Origin of the sequence: Pseudomonas imrae (assembly GCF_046352735.2) — a bacterium.
GTDB lineage: Bacteria > Pseudomonadota > Gammaproteobacteria > Pseudomonadales > Pseudomonadaceae > Aquipseudomonas > Aquipseudomonas imrae.
The window spans coordinates 22537-45312 of record NZ_CP110853.2 but is presented as its reverse complement, the minus strand read 5'-3'; the positions used below and the strand labels follow the sequence as shown (position 1 = coordinate 45312).

23 protein-coding genes are annotated in these 22776 nt (G+C 59.9%); 9 read left to right on the top strand and 14 right to left on the bottom strand.

Annotated elements, in window-relative coordinates:
- Positions 1-91 precede the first annotated feature (91 nt).
- Positions 92-1093 (top strand): LLM class flavin-dependent oxidoreductase, encoded by a 1002-nt coding sequence (locus OQ460_RS00210; protein WP_410019945.1) that lies wholly within the window; start codon positions 92-94, stop codon positions 1091-1093.
- A 58-nt stretch (positions 1094-1151) separates the two neighbouring features.
- Here the strand turns inward: OQ460_RS00210 and OQ460_RS00205 are convergent, their stop codons facing one another.
- Together OQ460_RS00205 and OQ460_RS00200 are read right to left on the bottom strand one after the other, a co-directional pair.
- A complete protein-coding gene (locus tag OQ460_RS00205; RefSeq protein ID WP_410019944.1) occupies positions 1152-1376 on the bottom strand; it encodes a DUF1161 domain-containing protein in 225 nt (74 codons plus the stop codon).
- Between the two features lie 114 nt (positions 1377-1490).
- The gene (locus OQ460_RS00200; protein ID WP_410019943.1) at positions 1491-1706 is read right to left on the bottom strand and encodes a dodecin; all 216 of its coding nucleotides are present in this window, start codon (positions 1704-1706) and stop codon (positions 1491-1493) included.
- A 156-nt stretch (positions 1707-1862) separates the two neighbouring features.
- On the opposite strand from OQ460_RS00200, the gene OQ460_RS00195 reads away from it, so the two are divergent.
- The gene (locus tag OQ460_RS00195; protein ID WP_102618190.1) at positions 1863-2189 is read left to right on the top strand and encodes a DUF883 family protein; all 327 of its coding nucleotides are present in this window, start codon (positions 1863-1865) and stop codon (positions 2187-2189) included.
- 7 nt (positions 2190-2196) lie between these two features.
- On the opposite strand, the gene OQ460_RS00190 is transcribed toward OQ460_RS00195, so the two are convergent.
- Positions 2197-3093 carry a LysR family transcriptional regulator gene (locus OQ460_RS00190; RefSeq protein WP_410019942.1) on the bottom strand — a complete coding sequence of 299 codons (897 nt, stop codon included), beginning with the start codon at positions 3091-3093 and terminating at the stop codon, positions 2197-2199.
- 112 nt (positions 3094-3205) lie between these two features.
- On the opposite strand from OQ460_RS00190, the gene trpB reads away from it, so the two are divergent.
- The 3 genes from trpB (at position 3206) to OQ460_RS00175 (ending at position 7142) form a co-directional block, all read left to right on the top strand.
- On the top strand, positions 3206-4447 hold the full coding sequence (gene trpB / locus OQ460_RS00185) for a tryptophan synthase subunit beta (RefSeq protein WP_410019941.1): 1242 nt from the start codon (positions 3206-3208) through the stop codon (positions 4445-4447).
- Positions 4447-5256 (top strand): tryptophan synthase subunit alpha, encoded by an 810-nt coding sequence (gene trpA / locus OQ460_RS00180; RefSeq protein ID WP_410019940.1) that lies wholly within the window; start codon positions 4447-4449, stop codon positions 5254-5256. Before trpB ends, trpA begins: the two co-directional genes overlap by 1 nt.
- A 218-nt stretch (positions 5257-5474) precedes the next feature.
- Complete coding sequence (locus OQ460_RS00175) at positions 5475-7142, top strand: BBE domain-containing protein (protein WP_410019939.1); 1668 nt, start codon at positions 5475-5477, stop codon at positions 7140-7142.
- A gap of 18 nt (positions 7143-7160) precedes the next feature.
- Here the strand turns inward: OQ460_RS00175 and OQ460_RS00170 are convergent, their stop codons facing one another.
- The 6 genes from OQ460_RS00170 to OQ460_RS00145 all read right to left on the bottom strand — a co-directional run bounded on the left by OQ460_RS00170 (position 7161) and on the right by OQ460_RS00145 (position 12838).
- Positions 7161-8489: an MFS transporter gene (locus tag OQ460_RS00170; RefSeq protein ID WP_410019938.1), complete on the bottom strand. Its 1329-nt coding sequence runs from the start codon at positions 8487-8489 to the stop codon at positions 7161-7163.
- A gap of 89 nt (positions 8490-8578) precedes the next feature.
- Entirely contained in the window at positions 8579-9727 is a 1149-nt protein-coding gene (dgoD, locus tag OQ460_RS00165; RefSeq protein ID WP_084378404.1) for a galactonate dehydratase, read from the bottom strand.
- A 47-nt stretch (positions 9728-9774) separates the two neighbouring features.
- On the bottom strand, positions 9775-10395 hold the full coding sequence (locus OQ460_RS00160; protein WP_410019937.1) for a 2-dehydro-3-deoxy-6-phosphogalactonate aldolase: 621 nt from the start codon (positions 10393-10395) through the stop codon (positions 9775-9777).
- A 1-nt stretch (position 10396) separates the two neighbouring features.
- The gene (locus tag OQ460_RS00155) at positions 10397-11365 is read right to left on the bottom strand and encodes a 2-dehydro-3-deoxygalactonokinase (protein WP_410019936.1); all 969 of its coding nucleotides are present in this window, start codon (positions 11363-11365) and stop codon (positions 10397-10399) included.
- A gap of 164 nt (positions 11366-11529) precedes the next feature.
- Positions 11530-11856 (bottom strand): DOPA 4,5-dioxygenase family protein, encoded by a 327-nt coding sequence (locus OQ460_RS00150; RefSeq protein ID WP_410019935.1) that lies wholly within the window; start codon positions 11854-11856, stop codon positions 11530-11532.
- 31 nt (positions 11857-11887) lie between these two features.
- On the bottom strand, positions 11888-12838 hold the full coding sequence (locus OQ460_RS00145) for a choline sulfate utilization transcriptional regulator (RefSeq protein WP_410019934.1): 951 nt from the start codon (positions 12836-12838) through the stop codon (positions 11888-11890).
- Positions 12839-12952: 114 nt separating this feature from the next.
- Here OQ460_RS00145 and betC point away from each other — a divergent pair, with 114 nt between their 5' ends.
- From betC to OQ460_RS00130, 3 genes are all read left to right on the top strand, one after another.
- Positions 12953-14467, top strand: a complete 1515-nt coding sequence (betC, locus tag OQ460_RS00140; RefSeq protein ID WP_410019933.1) for a choline-sulfatase — start codon at positions 12953-12955, stop codon at positions 14465-14467.
- Between the two features lie 16 nt (positions 14468-14483).
- On the top strand, positions 14484-15404 hold the full coding sequence (gene choX, locus OQ460_RS00135; RefSeq protein ID WP_410019932.1) for a choline ABC transporter substrate-binding protein: 921 nt from the start codon (positions 14484-14486) through the stop codon (positions 15402-15404).
- Between the two features lie 116 nt (positions 15405-15520).
- Positions 15521-17089: a SulP family inorganic anion transporter gene (locus OQ460_RS00130; RefSeq protein ID WP_410019931.1), complete on the top strand. Its 1569-nt coding sequence runs from the start codon at positions 15521-15523 to the stop codon at positions 17087-17089.
- On the opposite strand, the gene aroE is transcribed toward OQ460_RS00130, so the two are convergent.
- Positions 17090-17911, bottom strand: coding sequence for a shikimate dehydrogenase (gene aroE / locus OQ460_RS00125; protein ID WP_410019930.1), 822 nt, complete (start codon positions 17909-17911; stop codon positions 17090-17092).
- Positions 17911-18843 (bottom strand): oxygen-dependent coproporphyrinogen oxidase, encoded by a 933-nt coding sequence (gene hemF / locus OQ460_RS00120; RefSeq protein WP_410019929.1) that lies wholly within the window; start codon positions 18841-18843, stop codon positions 17911-17913. The genes aroE and hemF overlap by 1 nt, the downstream gene beginning before the upstream one ends.
- A gap of 162 nt (positions 18844-19005) precedes the next feature.
- Here hemF and OQ460_RS00115 point away from each other — a divergent pair, with 162 nt between their 5' ends.
- The gene (locus OQ460_RS00115; RefSeq protein ID WP_410019928.1) at positions 19006-19983 is read left to right on the top strand and encodes an NADPH:quinone reductase; all 978 of its coding nucleotides are present in this window, start codon (positions 19006-19008) and stop codon (positions 19981-19983) included.
- Positions 19984-20091: 108 nt separating this feature from the next.
- Here OQ460_RS00115 and OQ460_RS00110 read toward each other — a convergent pair whose 3' ends face one another.
- From OQ460_RS00110 to OQ460_RS00100, 3 genes are all read right to left on the bottom strand, one after another.
- The gene (locus OQ460_RS00110) at positions 20092-20649 is read right to left on the bottom strand and encodes an L-threonylcarbamoyladenylate synthase (protein ID WP_410019927.1); all 558 of its coding nucleotides are present in this window, start codon (positions 20647-20649) and stop codon (positions 20092-20094) included.
- A gap of 54 nt (positions 20650-20703) precedes the next feature.
- The gene (dprA, locus tag OQ460_RS00105) at positions 20704-21798 is read right to left on the bottom strand and encodes a DNA-processing protein DprA (protein WP_410019926.1); all 1095 of its coding nucleotides are present in this window, start codon (positions 21796-21798) and stop codon (positions 20704-20706) included.
- Positions 21799-21862: 64 nt separating this feature from the next.
- The gene (locus OQ460_RS00100) at positions 21863-22663 is read right to left on the bottom strand and encodes a peptidoglycan-binding protein (RefSeq protein WP_410019925.1); all 801 of its coding nucleotides are present in this window, start codon (positions 22661-22663) and stop codon (positions 21863-21865) included.
- Between the last annotated feature and the right edge of the window lie 113 nt (positions 22664-22776).

Here is a 22776-nt window from a genome sequence, read left to right as displayed (position 1 = left end):
AATCTCGGGTATATGCCCTCATTGCATAGTCATGCACATGCAGCGGCAGGCTTTGGCTCGTCAAATCCTGCCCCCTTGGAGAAGCAGGCTTATGAAACCGCTGTCCGACGTAAAATTCTCGACCCTCGACCTGGTTCCCGTACGTGAGAACGGCAGCCCGGCGCAGTCATTGCGCAACTCGCTGGACCTGGCCCAGCACGTGGAAAAGTTTGGCTACACTCGTTTCTGGGTAGCCGAACACCATAATATGGATGGCATCGCCAGCTCCGCGACCTCCGTATTGCTGGGCTACCTGGCCGGTGGCACCTCGACTATTCGCGTCGGCTCCGGTGGCGTGATGCTGCCCAACCATGCGCCGTTGGTGATCGCTGAGCAGTTCGGCACGCTGGAAAGCCTGTACCCCGGTCGTATCGACCTGGGCCTGGGCCGCGCGCCCGGCTCCGATCAGATGACCGCCCGTGCCCTACGCCGTGAACGCTCCGGCAGCGCAGACGACTTCCCCCAGGACGTAGCCGAACTCATGGCCTATCTGGGCCCGCGCACCCCCGATCAACGGGTGATCGCAGTTCCTGGCACAGGCACCAACGTGCCGGTATGGTTGCTGGGCTCAAGCCTGTTCAGCGCACAATTGGCAGGCGAGCGCGGTTTGCCCTACGCCTTCGCCTCGCATTTCGCCCCGCGCCTGATGCACGAGGCGATACGCGTCTATCGCAATCACTTCACGCCTTCAGCGGTGCTGGACAAGCCCTACGTGATGCTCGGCGTGCCTTTGGTAGCGGCCGATACCGATGAACAGGCTGACTACCTGGCAACTTCGGTGTACCAACGGATCCTGGCATTGATGCGCGGGCAAAGCCTGGTGCAACGCCCGCCGGTAGACAGCATGGACGGCCTGTGGTTGCCCCATGAGAAGGACGCCGTCGGCAACTTCCTCGGTTTGGCGATGGTCGGCAGCCCCGCGAAGATTCGCGCCAGACTTGAGGTGCTGGTCGAACAGACCGGTGCTGATGAGTTGATCTTCACCTCTGACCTGTACGAGCACGCCGATCGGATTCACTCCTACGAACTGCTGGCTCAGGTGATGAAGGGCTGATCACCCGACATAAAAAAACCGACGCAGCAGCGTCGGTTTTTATGTCTGCCGCACGGGATCACCCGCGGTTGTAGACGATTTCCTTGGTACCGCCTTCACAGCCGCCAACCACTTCACCATTGGTCGCGGTGCCCTTGTCCACTACTTCCAGGGTGTACCCCGAAGCGCCGTTGGCCTGGATCTTCGCGTCGATTTCGCTTTTCAACTCTTCGCAAGGCTTGCCCGCCGCCAAGGCTGTACCCGCGATGCTCAACAAACCGACCGCTAATAGAAACTTCTTCATCCGTTGCTTTCCTTACGCTGATCAAAAAAGCGCGCCGACGCATATCACGTCGGCGCCCCAAGGTTGTAGCGCAGGTTATGGCAATCGGCCAGCGTGCAAGTTCAACCAACCCGATCAACTATTGGCAATACGAAAGCCCACCTTGATCGTTACTTGAAAGTGCGCGGCCTTGCCGTCCTTGATGTGCCCACGGGTTTCGGTGACCTCAAACCACTCCAAGTGCTTGATGCTCTTGCTGGCTTCGGCCAACGCGTTATTGATGGCGTCCTCTATGCTGGTGGGGGACGAACCTACCAATTCGACTTTCTTGTAGGTGTGATGATCAGACATGGCGTTTCTCCTGAGGGTGATGAATCAAGCCTAGCAGTCAATGCTCTTAATGCCTGTGGCGGCCATTGCGACCTCAAAGTTCAGATTTACTGCACTTTCTGAAACCGCCGCAGTCGGAATCAACACACCCCATTCAATTACTCCAGGAGAGCCCACATGGCCAACACCTCTTTACGCAAAGCGTCATTGGAAAGCATGGAAGCCGAGATTTCGAGCCTGCTCAAATCCCTTGAGAGTCTCAAGGATGATGCATCGGACGAGTCGCGCAAAACGCTGAAGGCCCTGAAAAGCAATGCCGAGAACGCCCTCAAGCACTCTCGCCACCTGATCAGCGACGCCTATGAAGAAAGCAAAGTGAAAATCCGCGAAACCGGTGTGGCGACCCGGGACTACGCGCAGGAGCACCCATGGACCACTGCCGGCGTCGCCGTTGGTGCATTGGGTCTGCTGGCTGCTTACCTGCTGTGCAAACGCGGAAACTGAGGCACGGTTAGACCGGCTGGCGCTCAAGCTCGGTCTTGAGCCACTGCGCCAGTTGCCAGGCGCGCCCGTCCGCGGCGCGCTTGGGTAGCCACAACGCCAGTTGCGCAGGGGTTTGACTGAAACCCCATGGCGCAACCAGGCGTCCCGCTCGCAGATCCTCCGTCACCAGCGGTTGCGGGGCAATCGCCACCCCCAAACCGGCGACGGCTGCCTCCAGCAAATAATACAAATGCTCAAAACCCTGACCGTATTTCAACGCGCCAGCGTCCAACCCATGGTGCTGCGCCCAGTTAGGCCAGGCTTGCGGGCGTGAGGTGGTATGCAGCAGAGGTTCATGCAGCAATGCGCCTGCAGGCGCTTGGCACAGACGCTCGTAACCGGCAAAGCGTGGGCTCATCACCGGGCCGATCCGCTCGCTGGCCAGCTCGTACACTTGCATATCCGCCGGCCATGGCTGCTCGGCAAATACCAGCAAGGCATCCAGCCCCGGGCGCCGAGGGTCAAGATCGCCTTCCCCCGCCGACAGGTGCAAGCGCAAGTCCGGCAAATCCGCATTCAAGCGGCCCAGCCGGGGAATAAACCAGCGCGCCAGCAAACTGCCCGAGCAACCGAGCACAAACGGCGCATCAGCGCCGCTTTGGCGCAGGTCGGCACAGACATCGCGCAAGCGTTCAAAGGCCTCGAAGCTGGCATCTCGCAACCTTATGCCCGCATCTGTGAGTTTAAGGCCGCGCCCGTCCTTGACGAAAAGGCTCACGCCCAGATGTTCTTCCAGCACTTTCAGCTGGCGGCTGACGGCACCGTGGGTCACATGCAGTTGCTCGGCAGCCTGACTCACACTATTGAGCCGGGCAGTGGCCTCGAATGCGCGCAGGGCGTTCAGCGGGGGAAGGTCTCGGCTCATGGTATCTGTGAGTTTTCCTGACAGGTTACGGCGATCTTATCGGTTTTCACAGCCAGGCGTCAGGGGTAGAGTGGCCGTCATTGCTTCCCACACTATCTTCCTGGAGCGCCTCATGACTCAGTCCCAGACCGACTTACGCAACGGCCCTGACGCCAACGGCCTGTTTGGCGCGTTCGGTGGCCGTTACGTGGCAGAAACCCTGATGCCGCTGATCCTTGACCTGGCCCGCGAATACGAAGCGGCCAAGATAGATCCGGCCTTCAATAAAGAACTCGCCTACTTCCAGCGCGACTACGTCGGACGTCCAAGCCCGCTGTATTTCGCCGAGCGCCTGACCGAATTCTGTGGCGGCGCCAAGATCTACCTCAAGCGCGAAGAGCTGAACCACACCGGCGCGCACAAGATCAATAACTGCATCGGCCAGATCTTGCTGGCGCGGCGCATGGGCAAAAAACGCATCATCGCCGAGACCGGCGCCGGCATGCACGGCGTGGCCACCGCCACCGTCGCCGCACGCTTTGGCCTGCAATGCGTGATCTACATGGGCACCACCGACATCGAGCGCCAACAGGCCAACGTGTTCCGCATGAAGCTGCTGGGCGCCGAAGTGATCCCGGTGGTCGCCGGCACCGGCACCCTGAAAGACGCAATGAACGAAGCCCTGCGCGACTGGGTAACCAACGTCGACAGCACCTTCTACCTGATCGGCACCGTGGCCGGCCCGCATCCCTACCCAGCCATGGTGCGTGATTTCCAGGCCGTGATCGGCAAGGAAACCCGCGACCAGATGCAAGACCAGGAAGGGCGCCTGCCGGACAGCCTGGTGGCATGCATTGGCGGCGGTTCCAACGCCATGGGCTTGTTCCACCCGTTCCTGGACGATACCGGCGTGCAAATCATCGGCGTCGAAGCGGCCGGTCATGGCATCGAAACCGGCAAGCACGCCGCCAGCCTCAATGGCGGTGTTCCCGGCGTACTGCACGGTAACCGTACCTTCCTGCTGCAGGACGACGATGGCCAGATCATCGACGCTCACTCGATTTCCGCCGGTCTCGATTACCCCGGCATCGGCCCTGAACACGCCTGGTTACATGACATCGGCCGCGTCCAGTACACCTCGGTGACTGACGAGGAAGCCCTCGCAGCCTTTCATCAATGCTGCCGCCTGGAAGGGATTATTCCTGCACTCGAAAGCGCCCACGCCCTGGCCGAAGTGTTCAAGCGCGCCCCGACCCTGCCCAAGGATCACCTGATGGTGGTCAACCTCTCAGGTCGTGGCGACAAAGACATGCAAACGGTGATGTTCCACATGGAACACTCTCAAAAAGAACAGTCCACGCAGGAGAAACACTGATGAGCCGCCTGCAAACACGTTTTGCACAACTCAAGGAACAAAACCGTGCCGCCCTGGTGACCTTCGTCACCGCCGGTGACCCAGGTTATGACACCTCGCTGGCGATCCTTAAAGGGTTACCGGCAGCCGGCGCCGATGTGATCGAGCTGGGCATGCCCTTCACTGATCCGATGGCCGACGGCCCGGCCATTCAACTGGCCAATATCCGTGCGCTGACCGCCAAGCAGAACCTGGCGAAAACCCTGCAGATGGTTCGCGAGTTTCGTAAAGACAACAGCGACACCCCGCTGGTGTTGATGGGCTACTTCAACCCGATCCATAAATACGGCGTGCCGCAGTTTATTGCCGACGCCAAGGCAGCGGGTGTCGATGGGCTGATCGTGGTCGACCTGCCGCCCGAGCATAACGGCGAGCTGTGTGACCCGGCCCAAGCCGCTGGCATCGACTTTATCCGCCTGACCACGCCGACCACTGACGATGTGCGCCTGCCGACCGTACTGAATGGCAGCTCAGGGTTTGTGTACTACGTTTCGGTCGCCGGCGTGACCGGTGCCGGTGCCGCTACTCTGGAACACGTCGAAGAAGCCGTGACCCGCCTGCGTCGCCATACCGACTTGCCCATCAGCATTGGCTTCGGCATCCGCACGCCGGAGCAAGCGGCGTCCATAGCCCGCCTGGCGGATGGGGTGGTGGTGGGTTCGGCCTTGATTGATCACATCGCCAATGCCAGCAATGACCAGCAAGCGATTGATGGGGTGCTGAGCCTGTGTGCGGCGCTGTCAGAAGGTGTGCGTAACGCTCGTAAGTAACAAGTCAAAACAGCCTCAGGGACTTCGGACCTCGTGCGAAGTCCTTTTTTTGTTTTCTGCGCTAGGCTAAGTCTGCGCGCCCACTCAAATCAGCACGCCTTATCAATCAGCACTTCGTGCCTATGCCGTCTAATCCCCCTGTAAGCGTCGTGCATTTCTTGTCAGCGGGTCATTAAGTTAGCTGCATCAGAAGTCATTCTGGCTCTTTGGAGTACCTCATGGCATTTGATCACATCGCCCCAACAGACCGTCGTCATTCCACCTTGCAGAAGGGTTTTAACTTGCGCTGGCCCTTGGGCAATGTGCAGGGCGAGTCGTCGTCAGCCGGCGCGCGACACATTTACATCTGCTACGACTGGCAAGGCATAGTCGACGCAGCGGCCCTGGCCTTGGCCATCCCCAATGGGCGTATTACCGTGCGCAGCGGTGGCCATTGTTATGAGGGCTTTGTGTCCAACCGAATGCCAGGCGATTCGGGCGAAGTCTTGTCGATACTCGACGTCGGGCCGATGAACACCCTGGCTTATCAGGCCGACGGAGAAATTGCCTCAGAGCTGGTGCCAGATGCACCTTATCGTTATGGCTTTCGTATGGCTGCCGGCTGCCAGAACTGGGACGGCTACTCCGCGCTGTACAAGGCAGCCGGGAAAACTCTTCCGGGTGGCTCCTGCTATTCGGTCGGAGCGGGTGGGCATATATGTGGCGGCGGGTACGGGCTCTTATCGCGCACCCACGGCCTGACCTGCGATTGGTTGTCCGGCGTCGATCTGCTGGTACCGAACACAGAAGGCACAGGCCTGGTACCGGTGCATGTGTCGCGGGAAAGTACCGAACCCGACGAGCTGGATCTGTTCGCAGCCTGCTGCGGTGCCGGCGGTGGGCAGTTTGGGATCATTACCAACTATTACTTCAAAAACTTGCCCGAAGCACCCAAGGAAGTTTATTGGCTGGTGCTGGAGTGGGATTGGGCAGACCTTACCCAAACGGCCCTCGAAAACTTGCTGATCGCCTATCAAAGCTGGTTCGCCAACAACCAGCTAGACCCCGATACCTGGGGGTTGGCAACCAAGCTGGAGATGCGCCATGAACACACTGGCAATGTCACGCTGGGCATTCACTATGTGGATAAAAATGGCCTTCTGGAAGATCTGGCGCCCTTCGATAATTTCGTGAGTGCCATGCTGAATGCTACCCACGTGACGCCTCGCGAATCTATCGTGCCGTTCTACATCATTCACCAACCAAGGGGCCAGCGAACCGGCCGCGTGATCGATTCGTCTGTGCTGGCGCATCAAGCCGCCAGACGCATGGACTGGCTGGCCTTCACCCAATCGATCAACGGCTCTGGTGACAATCAGCGCGGGCGCTACAAATCAGCCTATCAAAAGGGTGAGTTCAGACGCCCGGTGCTCGACGCGATCTGGGCGACCCTGCATCACCCGGATCCGCAGAACCGCCTGACCCAGAGCCTGATTCAGATCCAGTCGTTTGGCGGTCGCATCAATTCAGCCGATGACGCGGTACTGGCGCAGAGTTCAGTGGCCCAACGCACGTCCTACCTCAAGTGGCAACCGCAGTGTTATTGGCGCGACGATTCTGCCGAATCGGACCAGGCCCATGCCGAATGGATCCGTACACTGTATTTCGATGCTTTCGCAGATGCCGACGCAGTGCCGCTCAATGACCAGTTCGAAGGGTGCTACATCAACTACCCGGACCTGGACATGACCTATTCGGGTGGTGATCCGGCCAACGGGCCGAACGACGCCTGGTACTCGATTTTCTTCCCCGACCCGCGCATCGAAAGCCGCCTGCGCCGCACCAAGCAGCGCTGGGACCCGTTGAATATCTTCCGTAACCAGATGTCGGTGCCGATCACATCGTAATCGATAGAACGGGCAACCTCAGGTCGCTCGTTCACCTTTGAGCTCAATCCGCTCCACCTTGCCCACCAGCAGGATGTAGGACAACGCCCCGAGCAACGCCAGAACCGCAACATAGGTAATGGCTGGCGCAAACGAATCACCACTGGCCAGAAACCCAATCACAATCGGCGTGGTAATGGCTGCCAAGTTACCGATGAAGTTGAACACGCCACCCGTTAGTCCCAGCAACCGGGCCGGCGCCAGGGTCGAGACCAGAGACCAGGTGATCGATGCCAGACCATTGCCAAAAAACGCCACCGCCAGACACGCAATCACCAGCGGCGTCGAATCGACAAAGTTGGCGCCGATGATTGCCGTGGAGATCAGTAGCCCACTGATAATCGGCAGCTTGCGGGCAAAGCCGACCGAAGCGCCTCGGCGGATCAACCAGTCGGAAAACAATCCGGAGCACAACACGCCGACAAAGGCCGCGAGGAAAGGCAACGATGCCAGCAAGCCGGACTTGATGAAGTCCATTCCGCGATATTTCACCAGATACGTCGGGAACCACGTGAGGAAGAACCACAGCGTCGAGTTCAGGCAGAACTGCCCCAGATAGATGCCCCACAGCTTGCGCTTGCTCAGTACGATCCCCAGGTCGACCCAACTGAATGGCGCCTTGCGCTTGGCGGTTTGCGTCTGCAGGTCGACCAAGCCGCCGCCTTCGCGGATCAACTCGATTTCAGCATCGTTGATGCCCTTGAAATCCCGCGGTTCACGATACACCGCGTACCAGATCCCCGCCCACAGGATGCCCACGGCACCGGTGCTGACAAATACCATGTGCCAGCCATAGTGATGCTGCAGCCAGGCCAGCACCGGCGTGAGGAATGCCAGCCCGACAAATTGCCCCGACGTATAAAAGCCAATCGCCGTGGCGCGCTCGCGCTCGGGAAACCAGCTGGTGACCACCCGATTGTTGATCGGATAAGCCGGTGCTTCCAACGCACCCACCGCCATGCGCAAGACAAACAGCGCAATAAAGCTGGCAGCAAAGCCAAGCATCACCGTGGCGATGGACCACAGAAGCAAGGCAACCGTGTAGAGAATACGCGGCGGCACCCGATCCACCAGCCACCCACCGGGGATCTGCATGGCTGCATAGGTCCAGCCGAAGGCCGAGAAGATCAATCCGACATGCACTGGGTCGATCCCCAGGTCACTGGTCAGGGCCGGTGCGGCAATCGACAGATTACTGCGGTCCAGGTAGTTGATCACCACCGTGATAAACAACAGGACCATGATGAAATAGCGCTTGCGACTGGGCGCCACCAAAGGCGCGTGCCTAGTGCTTGGAGGGGGGAGCATAGAGGCCTCTTTTTATGGTTGTTGAGGACAGAAAGCTGAGGCAATGGGTCCTTCCCGCGCGATGCGTGGGAAGGATCAGTCAGCGGTGATCACCACTCCGCGAAACTGCCATCGGCATGCCGCCAGATCGGGTTGCGCCAGCGATGGCCGATGGCCGCGCGCTCGATCACATATTCTTCGTTGATCTCGATCCCCAGGCCCGGCCCGTTGGGGATTTTCACAAAGCCCTGGTCATAGTCAAAGACGCCCGGGTCGCGAACGTAGTCCAGCAGGTCGTTGCTCTCGTTGTAATGAATGCCCAGGCTCTGCTCCTGGATAAACGCGTTGTAGCAAACCGCGTCCAGTTGCAGGCACGCCGCCAGCGCAATCGGGCCCAGCGGGCAGTGCAGGGCCAGTGCCACGTCGTAGGCTTCGGCCATGTTGGCGATCTTGCGGGTTTCGGTAATACCGCCCGCGTGCGACGCATCCGGCTGGATGATGTCGACGTAACCCTCGCTGAGCACGCGCTTGAAATCCCAGCGCGAGAACAGCCGCTCGCCGAGCGCAATCGGAGTACTGGTCAGGGGCGCCAGCTCTTTGAGCGCTTCGTAGTTTTCGCTGAGCACCGGTTCTTCGATGAACATCAACTTGTACGGGTCCAGCTCCTTCATCAACACCTTGGCCATGGGCTTGTGGACACGGCCATGGAAGTCCACGCCGATACCGACGTTCGGGCCCACGGCATCGCGCACGGCCGCGACGTTGGCCAAGGCCTGGTCGACCTTTTCAAAGGTATCGAGGAACTGCAGCTCTTCGGTGCCATTCATCTTCACCGCGGTAAAGCCACGGGAGACTGCTTCCTTAGCGGCACGGGCGGTATCGGCCGGACGATCACCACCGATCCACGAGTACACCCGAATCTTGTTGCGCACCTGGCCACCCAGCAGGTCGCTGACCGAAACACCCAGCGCCTTGCCCTTGATGTCCCACAGCGCTTGATCGATGCCCGCGAGTGCGCTCATATGAATCGCGCCGCCCCGGTAGAAGCCGCCACGATAGAGCACTGTCCAGATGTCTTCGATGTTGCGTGGGTCTTTGCCGATCAAGTAGTCGGACAGTTCCTCGACGGCAGCTGCGACAGTGTGGGCACGCCCCTCAACCACGGGTTCGCCCCAGCCGGTCACGCCCTGGTCGGTTTCCACTTTGAGGAAGCACCAGCGCGGCGGCACGATGTAGGTAGTCAGCTTGGTGATTTTCATCTTTTTATCTCTCTTGTCGGATGCGGCGCCCGTGGCGCCAAACACAATCAGTTCAAGGCGTTCCAGGCCGCGACATACGCCTGGGCATGGCTCGACACTTGATCAACCGTCATGCCCGGCTTGAACAGCCCGGAGCCCAGTCCAAAACCTTTGACACCGGCATCGAGGAACACCTGCATATTGTCCGGGGTGATGCCGCCCACTGGCAGCAACACCGTGCCGGCTGGCAATACTGCAAGCCAGGCCTTGATCACCGCCGGGCCCATTTGCTCGGCCGGGAATAGCTTCAAGACATCAGCGCCTTCAGCCAGCGCCGCAAACGCTTCAGTCGGCGTGGCAACACCGGGCGACAAGTACAGGCCCGCCGCTTTCGCGGCGCGCAACACCTTCGCGTCGCTGTGGGGCATCACGATCACTTGGCCTCCCGCCGCCTTGACCTGCTGCACCTGCTCGGGGGTCAGGACCGTACCAGCGCCGATCAGGCAATCGGCTGGCAGGCTGTCGCGCAACGTGCGGATGCTGGTGTAAGGGTCAGGGGAGTTGAGCGGCACTTCGATGACCCGGAACCCGGCCTGGTACAGCACTTGGCCGATGGCCTGGGCTTCATCCGGGCGCAGGCCCCGCAGGATTGCGATCAGACCATTGTGTGTCAGTGCTTGCTTGAGCATCTCATGCCTCCAGTGAGGGTTGAACGAGCCCGGCCGCGACAGCCAGCTGCCACAGGCCCCGCTCGGTGGCCTCACGCGCCTGGGTCACAAGGGGAAAGCCGCATAACTGAAGGGCACGCTGATAGCGAATGCACAACTCGCTGCTGCCCACCAGAACGATATCGCGGTGTTGGGTGTTGTTGCGTGCCCGCAAGCCCGAAAGCTCGTGGCCAATCAGCAGGCCGGAAAGGTAATCCGGCTGTTGCTCGGGGCTCAGTTCGCCGGCCAGCCCTAGCGCACGGGTACTGAACAGCGTCGACAGCAGGCCCATCTCACCGTCGACCGACAGTGTCACCTGCACACCTCGGTCAAACGCGGCGGCCTGGAACGAGTCCGCGGTTTTTTGCGTGCGCCCCAGGATGCTGTGATCGCGCAACACGGCGAACAGCTCACCGGTCATGAAGGTGTCGAAATGGGTAATACAGCCGCGGCTCACTTCGACCCACTTGGAATGACTACCTGGCAGGCCGATCAGCAACTCATCGGCTGTCAGGCTTTGCAGTACGCCCAACACTTGGGTTTCCTCGCCGCGCATCACGTTGGGTAAACCGTCACGCTGCATGACACCGGGCACGATATGCACATCGATGCCGCGCAGGCTGCGCACCCGGTGCAATGCCTGGCCCAACGTCGTGACGTCGGCAGGGCTGTCACGGTACGCCGTCTGGCTCCAGCCCTGGGCGCTGCCCACCATGCCGCAGGCAATGACTGGCAACTGGGGCTGAATATCCAGCCAGTCTCCACAGGCGGCATCAAAGGCCAATTCGAATCCATTGCTGCAATGAACCCCGTTGATCACCCTGGGCTCAGTGGGCAAATGCATGATCCCCAATGCCAGGGAGCGTCGTTCAAGCACTTGGCCACCAGGACCGAGTTTGTAGGCACGAAGGGAACTGGTTCCCCAATCGAGCGCGATCAATTGCGCCGGCATCGCTTCACCTGAAGTCTGAGGGTGCTGAAAAGCAGATGACGCGAATATAAACCCAAGACCGGACATATCTCAATATATAAATACATATCCCATATATTGGAACAAGATAAAGAAAATCCCCACGCTTACCCATGTTTCCATGCTCAGCGGTGGGGATTCAGGGCTTAGAAAATCGATAGATCCAAGGTACGCATCGCGCCCATCCAGATCGCGTGCTCCGTGTGATCCTTCAACTCGTCACCGGTTTCGGGATGCAGGAATACCACCAACCCTTTGCGATTAAGCGCCAACCACGGCAACGCCAGGCCGATGTACTCTGGATCGAATGCCAATTGGCAACTCCAGTCCGGGTGCGGGCCCACAGGACGCTCGTGCATCCGCCCCATACGCAGGGGAAATATCGTCGCCGCGTCTTCGCAGAGCTTGCGCGCCTGGTCGATGGTAGTAGCGTCGAAATAGATATGGGCGTGATACCCCTTGATACGTTGCATGCCAGGCTCCGGGCTCGGTAATCGACAAATCCTAGACCGCAATGGATGGCAGGGCCAGCCCGGCCAATGTCTGCGCGCTGCTGGCCTGCTCCGTGGCCAGCCAGTCGACAAAACGATCGATCAGTTGTCCGCGTCGCTTGCGTTGGGGCAGCACCACGTAATAGCCAAAACGCGAAATCACCGTGTCGGCAATCGGCCTGCATAGCCATTTCTGTTGCAGCAGATCATCTACCAGATGGCGCCAACCAATGGCCACGCCCTGGCCGGCAATCGCCGCCTGGATCAGCAGCGTGTAATTATCGAAACGCAACGGCCCAGGCCCAGGCGCTGCGGTGATGCCCAACTCGCGGAACACACCGCCCCAATCGAACCATTGGCTGTTGTTTTCCTGACGCAGGTGCAGCAATGGGAAGTCCTGCAGACTCTGCACCGACAGCGGCGTATCCCGGCCCTTGAGCAATTGCGGGCTGCACACCGGGAACGCTTCCTCGTTGAACAGCCACTGGCTTTCACCTTGTTTGAAACGGCCATCGCCAAACAGCACCGCGACGTCGATATCGCTGCGCAAGGTCGCATGGTTGCGTTCGCTGGTCACCAGGCTCACGTCCACCTGCGGGTTGGCTTCGTGAAAACGGTGCAGGCGCGGCATCAACCAGTAAGCAGCGAAAGCAAAATCCGTCGCCACTTGCAGCACCTCATGTTGGTCCTGCTGGGTGATGGCACTCAAGCCTTGGTTGATCTGCTGCAAGCCACCTTGCACGTGTTCGAAAAGCAACGCGCCGGCGTCGGTCAGCTCAATGCCTCGGTAGATGCGATCAAACAGACGCACACCCAACCGCTCTTCCAGGCGTTTGATCTGTTGACTGATCGCCGGTTGGGTAGTGCCAAGCTCCATCGCCGCAGCGGTAAAGCTGCGTTGGCGGGCAGCGACTTCAAAGGCGCGCAGCAAATCGAGGGACAGGTCACCAAGAGCTTCATACATAAGCCGGGCTTATCCTAGACATTCTTTTCCATGGGCTTTACCGAGTTTTCCGTGGGCCGCATCCTCGACCACAGCACTCTCGCATAATTATTTACTATGGAATGCCGCGAAACCATGAAGCGCAAGAACATTCTTTTCATCATGGCCGATCAAATGGCCGCGCCGTTGCTTCCGCTCTACGGTTCCTCGCCTATCCAACTCCCGAACCTGAGCCGGCTGGCCGCCGCAAGCGTGGTATTTGATGCCGCCTACTGCAACAGCCCGTTGTGCGCACCGTCGCGTTTTACCTTGGTCAGCGGCCAATTGCCGAGCAAGATCGGCGCCTATGACAACGCGGCGGACTTTCCCGCCGATGTGCCCACTTATGCCCACTACCTGCGGCGCCTCGGCTACCGCACGGCGCTGTCGGGCAAGATGCATTTCTGCGGCCCCGACCAACTCCACGGTTATGAAGAGCGCCTGACCAGTGACATCTACCCGGCAGACTATGGTTGGGCCGTGAATTGGGATGAGCCCGATGTACGTCCTACCTGGTACCACAACATGTCATCGGTGCTGCAAGCCGGCCCGTGTGTGCGCACCAATCAGCTGGATTTTGACGAAGAGGTGGTGTTCAAGGCCCAGCAATACTTGTTCGACCACATCCGCGAAGACGGCGATCGACCATTCTGCCTGACCGTTTCGATGACCCATCCCCATGACCCCTACACCATTCCCAAGCCATTCTGGGATTTGTACGACGACAACGACATCCCTATGCCGACAACACCGGCGCAGACCGATCTAGACCCGCACTCCCAGCGCCTGCTCAAGGTCTACGACCTGTGGGACAAGCCACTGCCGCTGAACAAGATCCGCGATGCGCGCCGCGCGTACTTCGGCGCCTGCAGCTACATCGACAGCAATATCGGCAAGCTGCTGCAAACCCTGGAAGACACTGGCCTTGCCGACGACACCGTGATCATCTTCTCCGGCGATCACGGCGACATGCTCGGCGAGCGCGGGCTCTGGTACAAAATGCACTGGTTTGAAATGGCCGCGCGGGTGCCGCTGCTGATCAGTGCGCCGGGGCAATTCAAGGCCGGCCGGGTGAACGCGGCGGTATCCACGGCTGACCTGTTGCCCACCCTGGTAGAACTGGCCGGCGGTACATTGGACCCCAACTTGCCGCTGGACGGCCGCTCGCTGGTCCCACACTTGCAAGGGCGGGGCGGGCATGACGAAGTGTTCGGCGAATACATGGCCGAAGGCACCATCAGCCCGCTGATGATGATTCGCCGTGGCGCCTACAAGTTCATCTACAGCGAAGACGACCCCTGCCTGTTGTTTGATATACACAACGACCCGCGGGAACAGGAAGACCTCAGCCAGTCGCCGCAGCATCGCGCACTGTTCGACGCGTTCCTTTGCGAGGCGCGGGCCAAATGGGATATCCCGGCGATTCACCATCAGGTGCTCGCCAGCCAACGTCGTCGTCGACTGGTCAGCCAGGCGCTGGCCCAAGGCAAGCTCAAGAGCTGGGATCACCAGCCTCTGGTGGACGCCAGCCAGCAATACATGCGCAACCATATCGATCTGGACGATCTGGAGCGCAAGGCACGTTATCCACAACCCTGCCAAAACCAATAACACCGAGGGGAAGGCCATGATGAAGTTATCCGCACTATTGGGCGCCGGACTGCTGGCGGTGAGCAGCGACAGCGCCTATGCAGAACAAGCTTGCGAGACAGTGAAGATGGCCGATCCGGGCTGGAGCGACATTGCCGCGACCAATGCCATTACCGGTTTTTTGCTCACGGGCATGGGCTACAAGCCCAAAGTTGACACGTTGGCGGTGCCGATCATCTTTGGCGGGCTCAAGGACGGCCAGGTGGATGTGTTCCTGGGTAACTGGATGCCGGCGCAACAGGGTTTCTATGACAAGTTCGTGGCCAATGGCGAGGTGGTACAACTGGCGAAAAACCTCGAAGGCACCGAGTTCACCCTCGCGGTGCCGGACTACGTTTGGGAGGCTGGCGTGCGCGAGTTTGCCGACCTGAACAAATTTGCCGACAAGTTCGATAAAAAAATCTACGGCATCGGCTCCGGTGCGCCGGCCAATCTCTCGTTGCAGGAAATCATCAAGAAAAATGACTTCGACCTGGGTCAGTGGAAGCTGATCGAGTCCAGCGAACAGGCGATGCTCGCCGAAGTGTCCAGGGCGGTGAAGCGCGAGCGTTTCGTCACCTTCCTCGGCTGGACGCCGCACCCGATGAACGTGCAACTGAAAATGCGCTATCTCAAGGGTGGCGAGAAATACTTTGGCGACACCGGTAGCGTATACACCCTGACCCGCAAGGGTTATGCACAGGCCTGCCCGAATGTCGGGAAGCTGCTGGCCAACCTGAGTTTTACCCAGGAGATGGAGAACAGCATCATGGCCGAAGTAGCGAACAAGAAAGTCAGCAACGCCGAGGCGACGAAAGCATGGATCAAGGCTAATCCACAGGTTCTGGATAAGTGGCTGGACGGGGTGAAAACCGTGGGCGGGGAAGATGCGCTGGGTGCTGTCAAAGCCAGTCTTTGAGAGCCACCCCTCTCCCCAGGGGAGAGGGGTGGCTGGAAGCACCCAAGCCACCAGCACCTTGCCCCAGTCCCTCCAACCCTTCACCCTTGTTACCACCGCCCAAACCCGAGTTCACCATGCCACGGCCCAACCGCCACACACTCTTCCCGTTCCTGAGCTGGCTCCCACGGCAAACCCGCGCCAGCATCGGGCGCGATGCGATGGTCGGTCTCAGTGGTGCCGTTCTCGCCTTGCCGCAGTCCATCGCCTACGCATTGATCGCCGGCCTGCCACCGGAATATGGCCTGTATGCAGCAATCATCCCGGTACTGATCGCCTGCCTGTGGGGCTCATCCTGGCATCTGATCTGCGGCCCGACGGCGGCGATCTCCATCGTGCTCTACGCCAGCATCAGCCCGCTGGCAGTGCCTGGCTCCCAGGACTACATCACCCTGATCCTGCTGCTGACCTTTATCGCCGGGGTATTCCAGTGGTTGCTGGGGCTGTTGCGCTTCGGTGCGCTGGTGAATTTCGTCTCACATTCGGTGGTCCTCGGGTTCACGTTGGGCGCGGCGGTGGTGATTGCATTGGGCCAACTGCCTAACCTGTTGGGGCTGGATATGCCGAGTGAGGCAACGGCGATCAATAGCCTGCTGGCCTTGATCAACCATGCCGGAGAGTGGGACCGCCCATCCCTGTTGCTCGGGCTAGGCACGCTGCTGGCGGGCGGACTGCTTAAATATTGGAGGCCGCGCTGGCCGACCTTGTTGATCGCCCTGACCGTGGGCAGCCTGGTGACGTGGCTGTGGCCAGCGATGTTCGGGCATGTCGCGCTGGTCAGCGCCTTTGTCGGCAAGCTTCCGCCGTTCAGCCCGCTGCCGATGGATCTGGATATGGTCCTGCGCTTGCTGCCCAGCGCCGTGGCGGTGGGCATGCTGGGACTAGTGACCAGCCTGTCGATAGCCCGCTCATTGTCGGCGCGCTCGCAACAACTGCTCGACGCCAATCAGGAAGTCCGCGCTCAGGGCCTGTCGAATATGGTTGGAGGATTTTTCTCTGGCTATCTGTCGGCAGGGTCCTTCACACGCTCGGGCTTGAGCTTTGAAGGTGGCGCCCGTTCGCCTCTGGCGGGTGTGTTTTCGGCCCTATGGGTCGCGCTATTTGCAGTGTTCGGCGCGGCGCTGATTGCGCATATTCCCATCCCCAGCATGGCCGCCAGCATCCTGCTGATTTGCTGGGGCCTGGTGGATCATCGGGGCATTCGCGCATTGTTGCGGGTCAGTCGCGCCGAGTTCGTGGTGATGGGCCTGACGTGTGTCGCCACCCTGCTGCTGGAGTTGCAGACGGCGATTTACGCCGGCGTCCTGACATCGTTGTTTTTTTACCTCAAGCGCACCTCACAGCCGCGGGTTCAGCACTGGCGCGATGGTGAAGACGATGTATTGCGGGTCGGTGGCTCGATCTTTTTTGGTGCTAGCCATTATCTGCAAGTGCGCTTGCAACGCTTGCAAGGCCAGCGCGTCGTGATCGAGGCGCAACAGATCAATTTTATCGACTATTCCGGGGTGGAAATGCTGCATCAGGAAGCACGCCGGTTGCGCGGGTCAGGACGCAGCCTGACGTTGCGCCGGGCCAGGCCGCAGGTGGTGGAAGAGTTAAGAAAACTGGAAGGGGCACAGCATTGCCCCATCCAGTTCGAAGACTGACTACAGCGCCAGTTGTCGACGCAGCTCGGCGAGCACCGGCGCCGAATCCGGCCGCACGCCGCGCCACAGGAAGAACGCTTCCGCGGCCTGCTCCACCAGCATGCCCAGACCATCCATCACCTTGGATGCGCCTTGCTCACTGGCCCAGCGACAGAACGCCGTAGGCTCCTTGCCGTACATCATGTCGTAGCAAAAGGTCTTGCCCGGTTCGATCAAACTGCCTGCAATCGGCGGTACATCGCCTGACAAGCTGGCGGACGTGGCATTGATGATCAAGTCCACCGGTTCACGCAACCAATCGAAACCACTGGCAGAGACCGGTCCTAGGTCATCGAACAATTCGGCCAGTAACTCGGCTTTTTCCACCGTGCGGTTGGCGATGACCAGGGACTCCGGCTTTTGCGCCAGCAACGGCTCCAGCGCGCCGCGTACTGCACCGCCCGCACCGAGCAGCAGAATACGCTTGCCCGCAAGGCTCAAACCGGCATTCACCGTCAGATCGCGTACCAGCCCGGCACCGTCGGTGTTATCGCCCAAAAGGCTGCCATCAGCCAGCTTGCTCAAGGTGTTCACGGCACCAGCGCGTTGCGCACGCTCGGTAAGCGCATCGGCCAGGCGATAGGCGTCTTCCTTGAACGGCACCGTCACGTTGGCGCCTCGGCCTTGTAGGAAAAACTCACGGGCACAAGCAGTGAAATCCTCCAGAGGGGCGAGCAAGGTGCTGTAGTCCAACTGCTCGCCGGTCTGCTCGGCGAACAGGCGGTGGATCAGCGGCGACTTGCTGTGCCCGATCGGGTTGCCGAACACCACATAACGATCCATCAGCTCGCCGCCTTCGGCGTAGTAATGCCGAGCCAGTCGCGGTCTTGCAGGAAGTAATCGGTCAGGCGCGCTTCTTCGCTACCCGCAGTCGCTTTCCAGTCGTAGCTCCAGCGTACTTGAGGCGGCAACGACATCAGGATCGATTCGGTACGCCCGCCCGATTGCAGGCCGAACAAGGTGCCACGGTCATACACCAGATTGAATTCCACGTAGCGACCACGGCGCAACTCCTGGAATTGGCGCTGCTGCTCGGTGTAGGCCATGGCCTGGCGGCGCTGGACAATCGGCAGGTAGGCGTCGATGTAGGCATCACCGATGGCGCGGATGAAAGCAAAGCAGGTATCGAAGTCCCACTCGTTCAAATCGTCGAAGAACAGGCCGCCAATGCCTCGGGGCTCGTTGCGATGCTTGATGTGGAAGTAGTTGTCGCACCAGGCCTTGTAGCGCGAATAGACATCCGCTCCGAACGGCGCGCAGGCCTGCTCGGCCACGCGGTGCCAGTGAACGCAATCCTCTTCGTTGCCGTAGTAAGGCGTCAGGTCGAAGCCACCGCCGAACCACCAGACCGCTTCTTCGCCTGCTTTTTCCGCGATGAAAAACCGCACATTGGCGTGGGACGTCGGCACATGGGGATTGTGCGGATGGATCACCAGGGACACGCCAAGGGCCTCAAAGCCGCGACCGGCCAGCTCCGGACGGTGGGCGCTGGCCGACGGTGGGAGGTTGGCGCCGAATACGTGGGAAAAGTTAACGCCGCCTTTTTCGATCACCGAGCCGTTCTCGATCACTCGCGTGCGGCCACCGCCACCGGCAGGCCGGGTCCAGGCGTCTTCGATAAAGCGGGTGTGCGTCTCGAAGGTTTCCAGGGCACTGCAAATACGGTCTTGCAGGTCGAGCAGGTAGGCTTTAACAGCCTCGGTGCGGGTAGTCATGGCATCACCTTGAATCGGGCAAAGCTACGCGAGGCCATTGGGCGTCGGCGGCAAATGGGCGCACAGGATAACACCGCGTCGGGCACTGCCACAGTTGACGAAGGTCAAGCTTAGGAGTCCGATAGGGGCCCTTCGTGCAAATGACTCAAGGAGAGTGCAGAGATGGCCAAACGTATCCAGTTCGGTGCCCATGGTGGCCCCGAAGTACTCGAGTATGTGGACTACACGCCAGCAGAGCCGGGCCCGCAGCAGGTTCGTGTTCACAACAAGGCCATTGGGCTGAACTTTATCGACACCTATCTGCGCAGTGGTCTGTATGCACCACCGGCCTTGCCATCGGGCCTGGGCGCCGAAGGCGCCGGTGTGGTGGATGCGGTGGGTAGCGAAGTCACGCAATTCAAGGTCGGCGACCGTGTGGCCTATGGCACCGGCCCACTGGGAGCCTATAGCGAACTGCATGTGCTACCAGCCGCCAACCTGGTGCATCTGCCAGACGCCATCAGCTTCGAACAAGCTGCCGGCGCCATGCTCAAGGGCCTGACCGTACAGTACCTGCTGCGCCAGACCTATGAGCTCAAAGGCGCAGAAACCATCCTGTTCCATGCGGCAGCGGGCGGTGTCGGCTCCCTGGCGTGCCAATGGGCCAAGGCCTTGGGCGTGAAACTGATTGGCACGGTCAGCTCGCCGGAGAAAGCGGCGTTGGCCAGATCTCTCGGGGCCTGGGAAACCATCGACTACAGCAAGGAAGATGTCCCACAACGAGTACTGGAGTTAACCGACGGCAAGAAATGCCCAGTGGTGTATGACGGTGTAGGCAAAGACACTTGGCTGGCCTCACTGGACTGCGTGTCACCGCGCGGCCTGCTCGTCAGCTTCGGCAATGCCTCGGGCGCAGTAGACGGGGTCAATCTGGGAATTCTGGCGGCCAAGGGCTCGCTCTACGTGACTCGGCCAACGTTGGCGTCCTACGCCAACACTGCGCAGAACTTGCAGGCCATGGCCGATGATCTGTTCAGCATGATCGCAAGTGGCAAAGTGCGGATTGATATCAACCAGCGTTATTCCCTGGCGGATGCGGCCAAGGCACAGGTTGAGCTGTCGGGGCGGCGCACGACTGGATCGACTATTTTGCTGCCATAACATCCAGGTATTTGGAAGGATGCTATCGCGAGCAAGCCCTCACATTTTGATCGGTGTACGCAGGTCAAATGTGGGAGCGGGCTTGCTCGCGATAGCCACACCTGTGTATCAAGACGGGCGCCGAACCTCGCCAGTAGCCAGATCGCGAATCAAACTGGGATTCTTGCGCCCACCCAGACTCCCGCCCAGCACCAAATCCACTTGGCCACGGAAATATTGCTCGATGCGAATCCGCGTGCGAGCTGATGGCCGGCCCTGAGGGTTGGCCGACGTGGAGATCAGCGGCCCCACCAGCGAACACAAATCCCGCACCAGTGGATGATCACTGACCCGTAAGGCGACCGTGTCATGCACGCCTGTAATCCACTGCGGCAGCAGGTCCTGATGAGGTACCAGCCAGGTATTGGGGCCAGGCCAAGTGCTGGCCATGCGGTCTATCCAAGTGTCCGGAAAATCTTCGAAGAGAAAATCGAACTGACGAATATTGTCGGCAATCAGGATCAACCCTTTATCCACCGAGCGGCCCTTGATTGCCAATAAACGGTCTACCGCCTCTTCGTTCCAGGGATCGCAGCCAAGGCCCCATACGGCCTCGGTTGGATACGCAATCACCGCGCCTGCGCGAATTTCTCGTGCGGCCTCTTGCACACGCCACCTGTTGACCATTGTTCACTCTCCGGAATAAAGCTCTGTGCAGTTTACCGATCTTCGTTACAAAACCTACCTGCGTGCGAGCCAACGACCGCTTTCACAGACCACACGGCCCTCCAGCTCCAATTCCATAAGGCTCGCCAACACTTCGGACAGCGATTTTCCGCTGGCAATCGCCAGGCCTTCGCTGGTATGGGGGGCGGCATGCAACAAGGCGATCAACGGATGTGTGACAGGAATCGGCGCCGGCCGTGACAGCGCCTGCCAACCGCGCAGGCCTTCGAGGATGTGCTCGATGGTTTCCACCAGCATCGCGCCGTCACGGATCAACTGGTGACACCCCCTGGCTCCCGGATGATGGATGGAACCCGGAATCGCGTACACCTCACGCCCTTGTTCCGCCGCCAGTCGGGCAGTGATCAGCGAACCGCTGGCGACACTGGCTTCTACCACCAGCACCCCCAAGGACAGTCCACTGATGATGCGATTTCGTCGCGGGAAGTTGCCGGCCTGGGGACAGGCGTCCAACGGAAACTCCGAAACCACCGCGCTGCCCTGCTCAATCATCGCCTCGGCCAGTCGTCGGTGGCGCTGTGGATAAAAATTTTCAAGGCCGGTGCCCAACACGCCGATTGTCTGACCCCCGACATCTAATGCTGCCTGATGAGCCGCACCGTCTATTCCCAAGGCCAGGCCACTGGTGATGACAAAACCGGCAGCCGCCAGGCTTCGGGAAAAAGCGGCGGCGGTGTCCATTCCAGGTCGCGATGCGCGTCGACTGCCCACCATGGCCAACTGCGGCTTTTCCAGAATCCCACAAGCGCCAGCCACGAAAAGCAGGGGCGGAGCATCCTCCAGCTCCGCCAGCAGTTGCGGGTAGCCAGGCTGGTCCCACATCAGCAAATGTTGAGCGGGACGCTCTAGCCAGGCCAAAGCGTCACTGGCGCCATCCCGAATCTGCTGACTGCGCCGAGCCTCGGCACAGGCCATCGGCAACCCCAGCGAACGCCAGGCACTGGCCGGCGCGCTGATGGCTTTGGACGCAGAACCGAAAGCATCGATCAGTTTTTTGAAACGTTGGGGACCCAGCTCCGGCAGCCGGTGCAAGCGCAACCGCGCTTCCAGTTCCGCAGGTGAAATGCGGGGGGCATCGATTGGTGGCATGTGATCATCCTTGATCAGGAACAAGCTGTGGATAACTCTGTTGGTAACTTCTTTAGCTGGCTAATTATTGCGTTGGATCAGCACTTTGAAATTTATCCATTACCGCCAGGGGACGGTTCGCCCTGAGAACCAGGCCGTAACTAAGCTTTTCATAGGTGCGAAACACCAGGAGCGTTCCCGCGTATTCGTCAGGCGTCTTCAGCAACGTGCCAGAGATTTTGTCTCGCAAGACTGCGCCTGTGCTCGTCACGGCGAGCAAATATCCCTCCCTCAGTCCATCGCGTTTGCCCCTGTTCAGGATGACCGTATCCAATACGCCTATCTGTGTGACGCCGCGTGGCACGTCGATGATGGTGCCTGCCAGCCCTGGAGCCGGCGCGGATACCAGCATTTTTGAAAGGTCTGTCGAGAAGTGTGTATCGAGCAGGCGATCACCCGCTCGAATTTCCTGGGTTATTCGCGATACCGCCAGGGAAGTGACATCCCCAGCCGCCACGAAGCATGCGGTGCCTATGTCATCCAGATTGATTCCCAGCAGCTCCTGGCTGACCGGATCGGTAAAGACCTTGCCCTTGCGGACAATGGCATAGCTCCGTCGCACGGGGTCCAGGGCACCTCGGGCGTAGATGCGCTCACCACTGGCGCCCAGCACTCGCCCGGCTTGTGCGGCGACAATGTAAGGAGCCGTGTCCAACAGCTGTGGCGTGTCGAGAATACGGTTGTGCAACAAAAACCGCTGGATAGCCTGTTGGGTCTGGCTGTCCAGCGGTCGTGGCGACTGTGGGTAAATACCCTTGGGTGGGGCCGGCACGGTGGCTGTCACGGCGTGGGCCCACAGCAGCAAGACGAGTAGCGATTTCCTCATGGGGTCAATCTCCTTTATTATGTACGTTCGCGTGAAACGCCAAGGCCTTCGCGGCTTGCAAGCGTTCCACACCGGCAGCGCGGGTTCCGTCCCGATGCCGATTTGCCTTTACC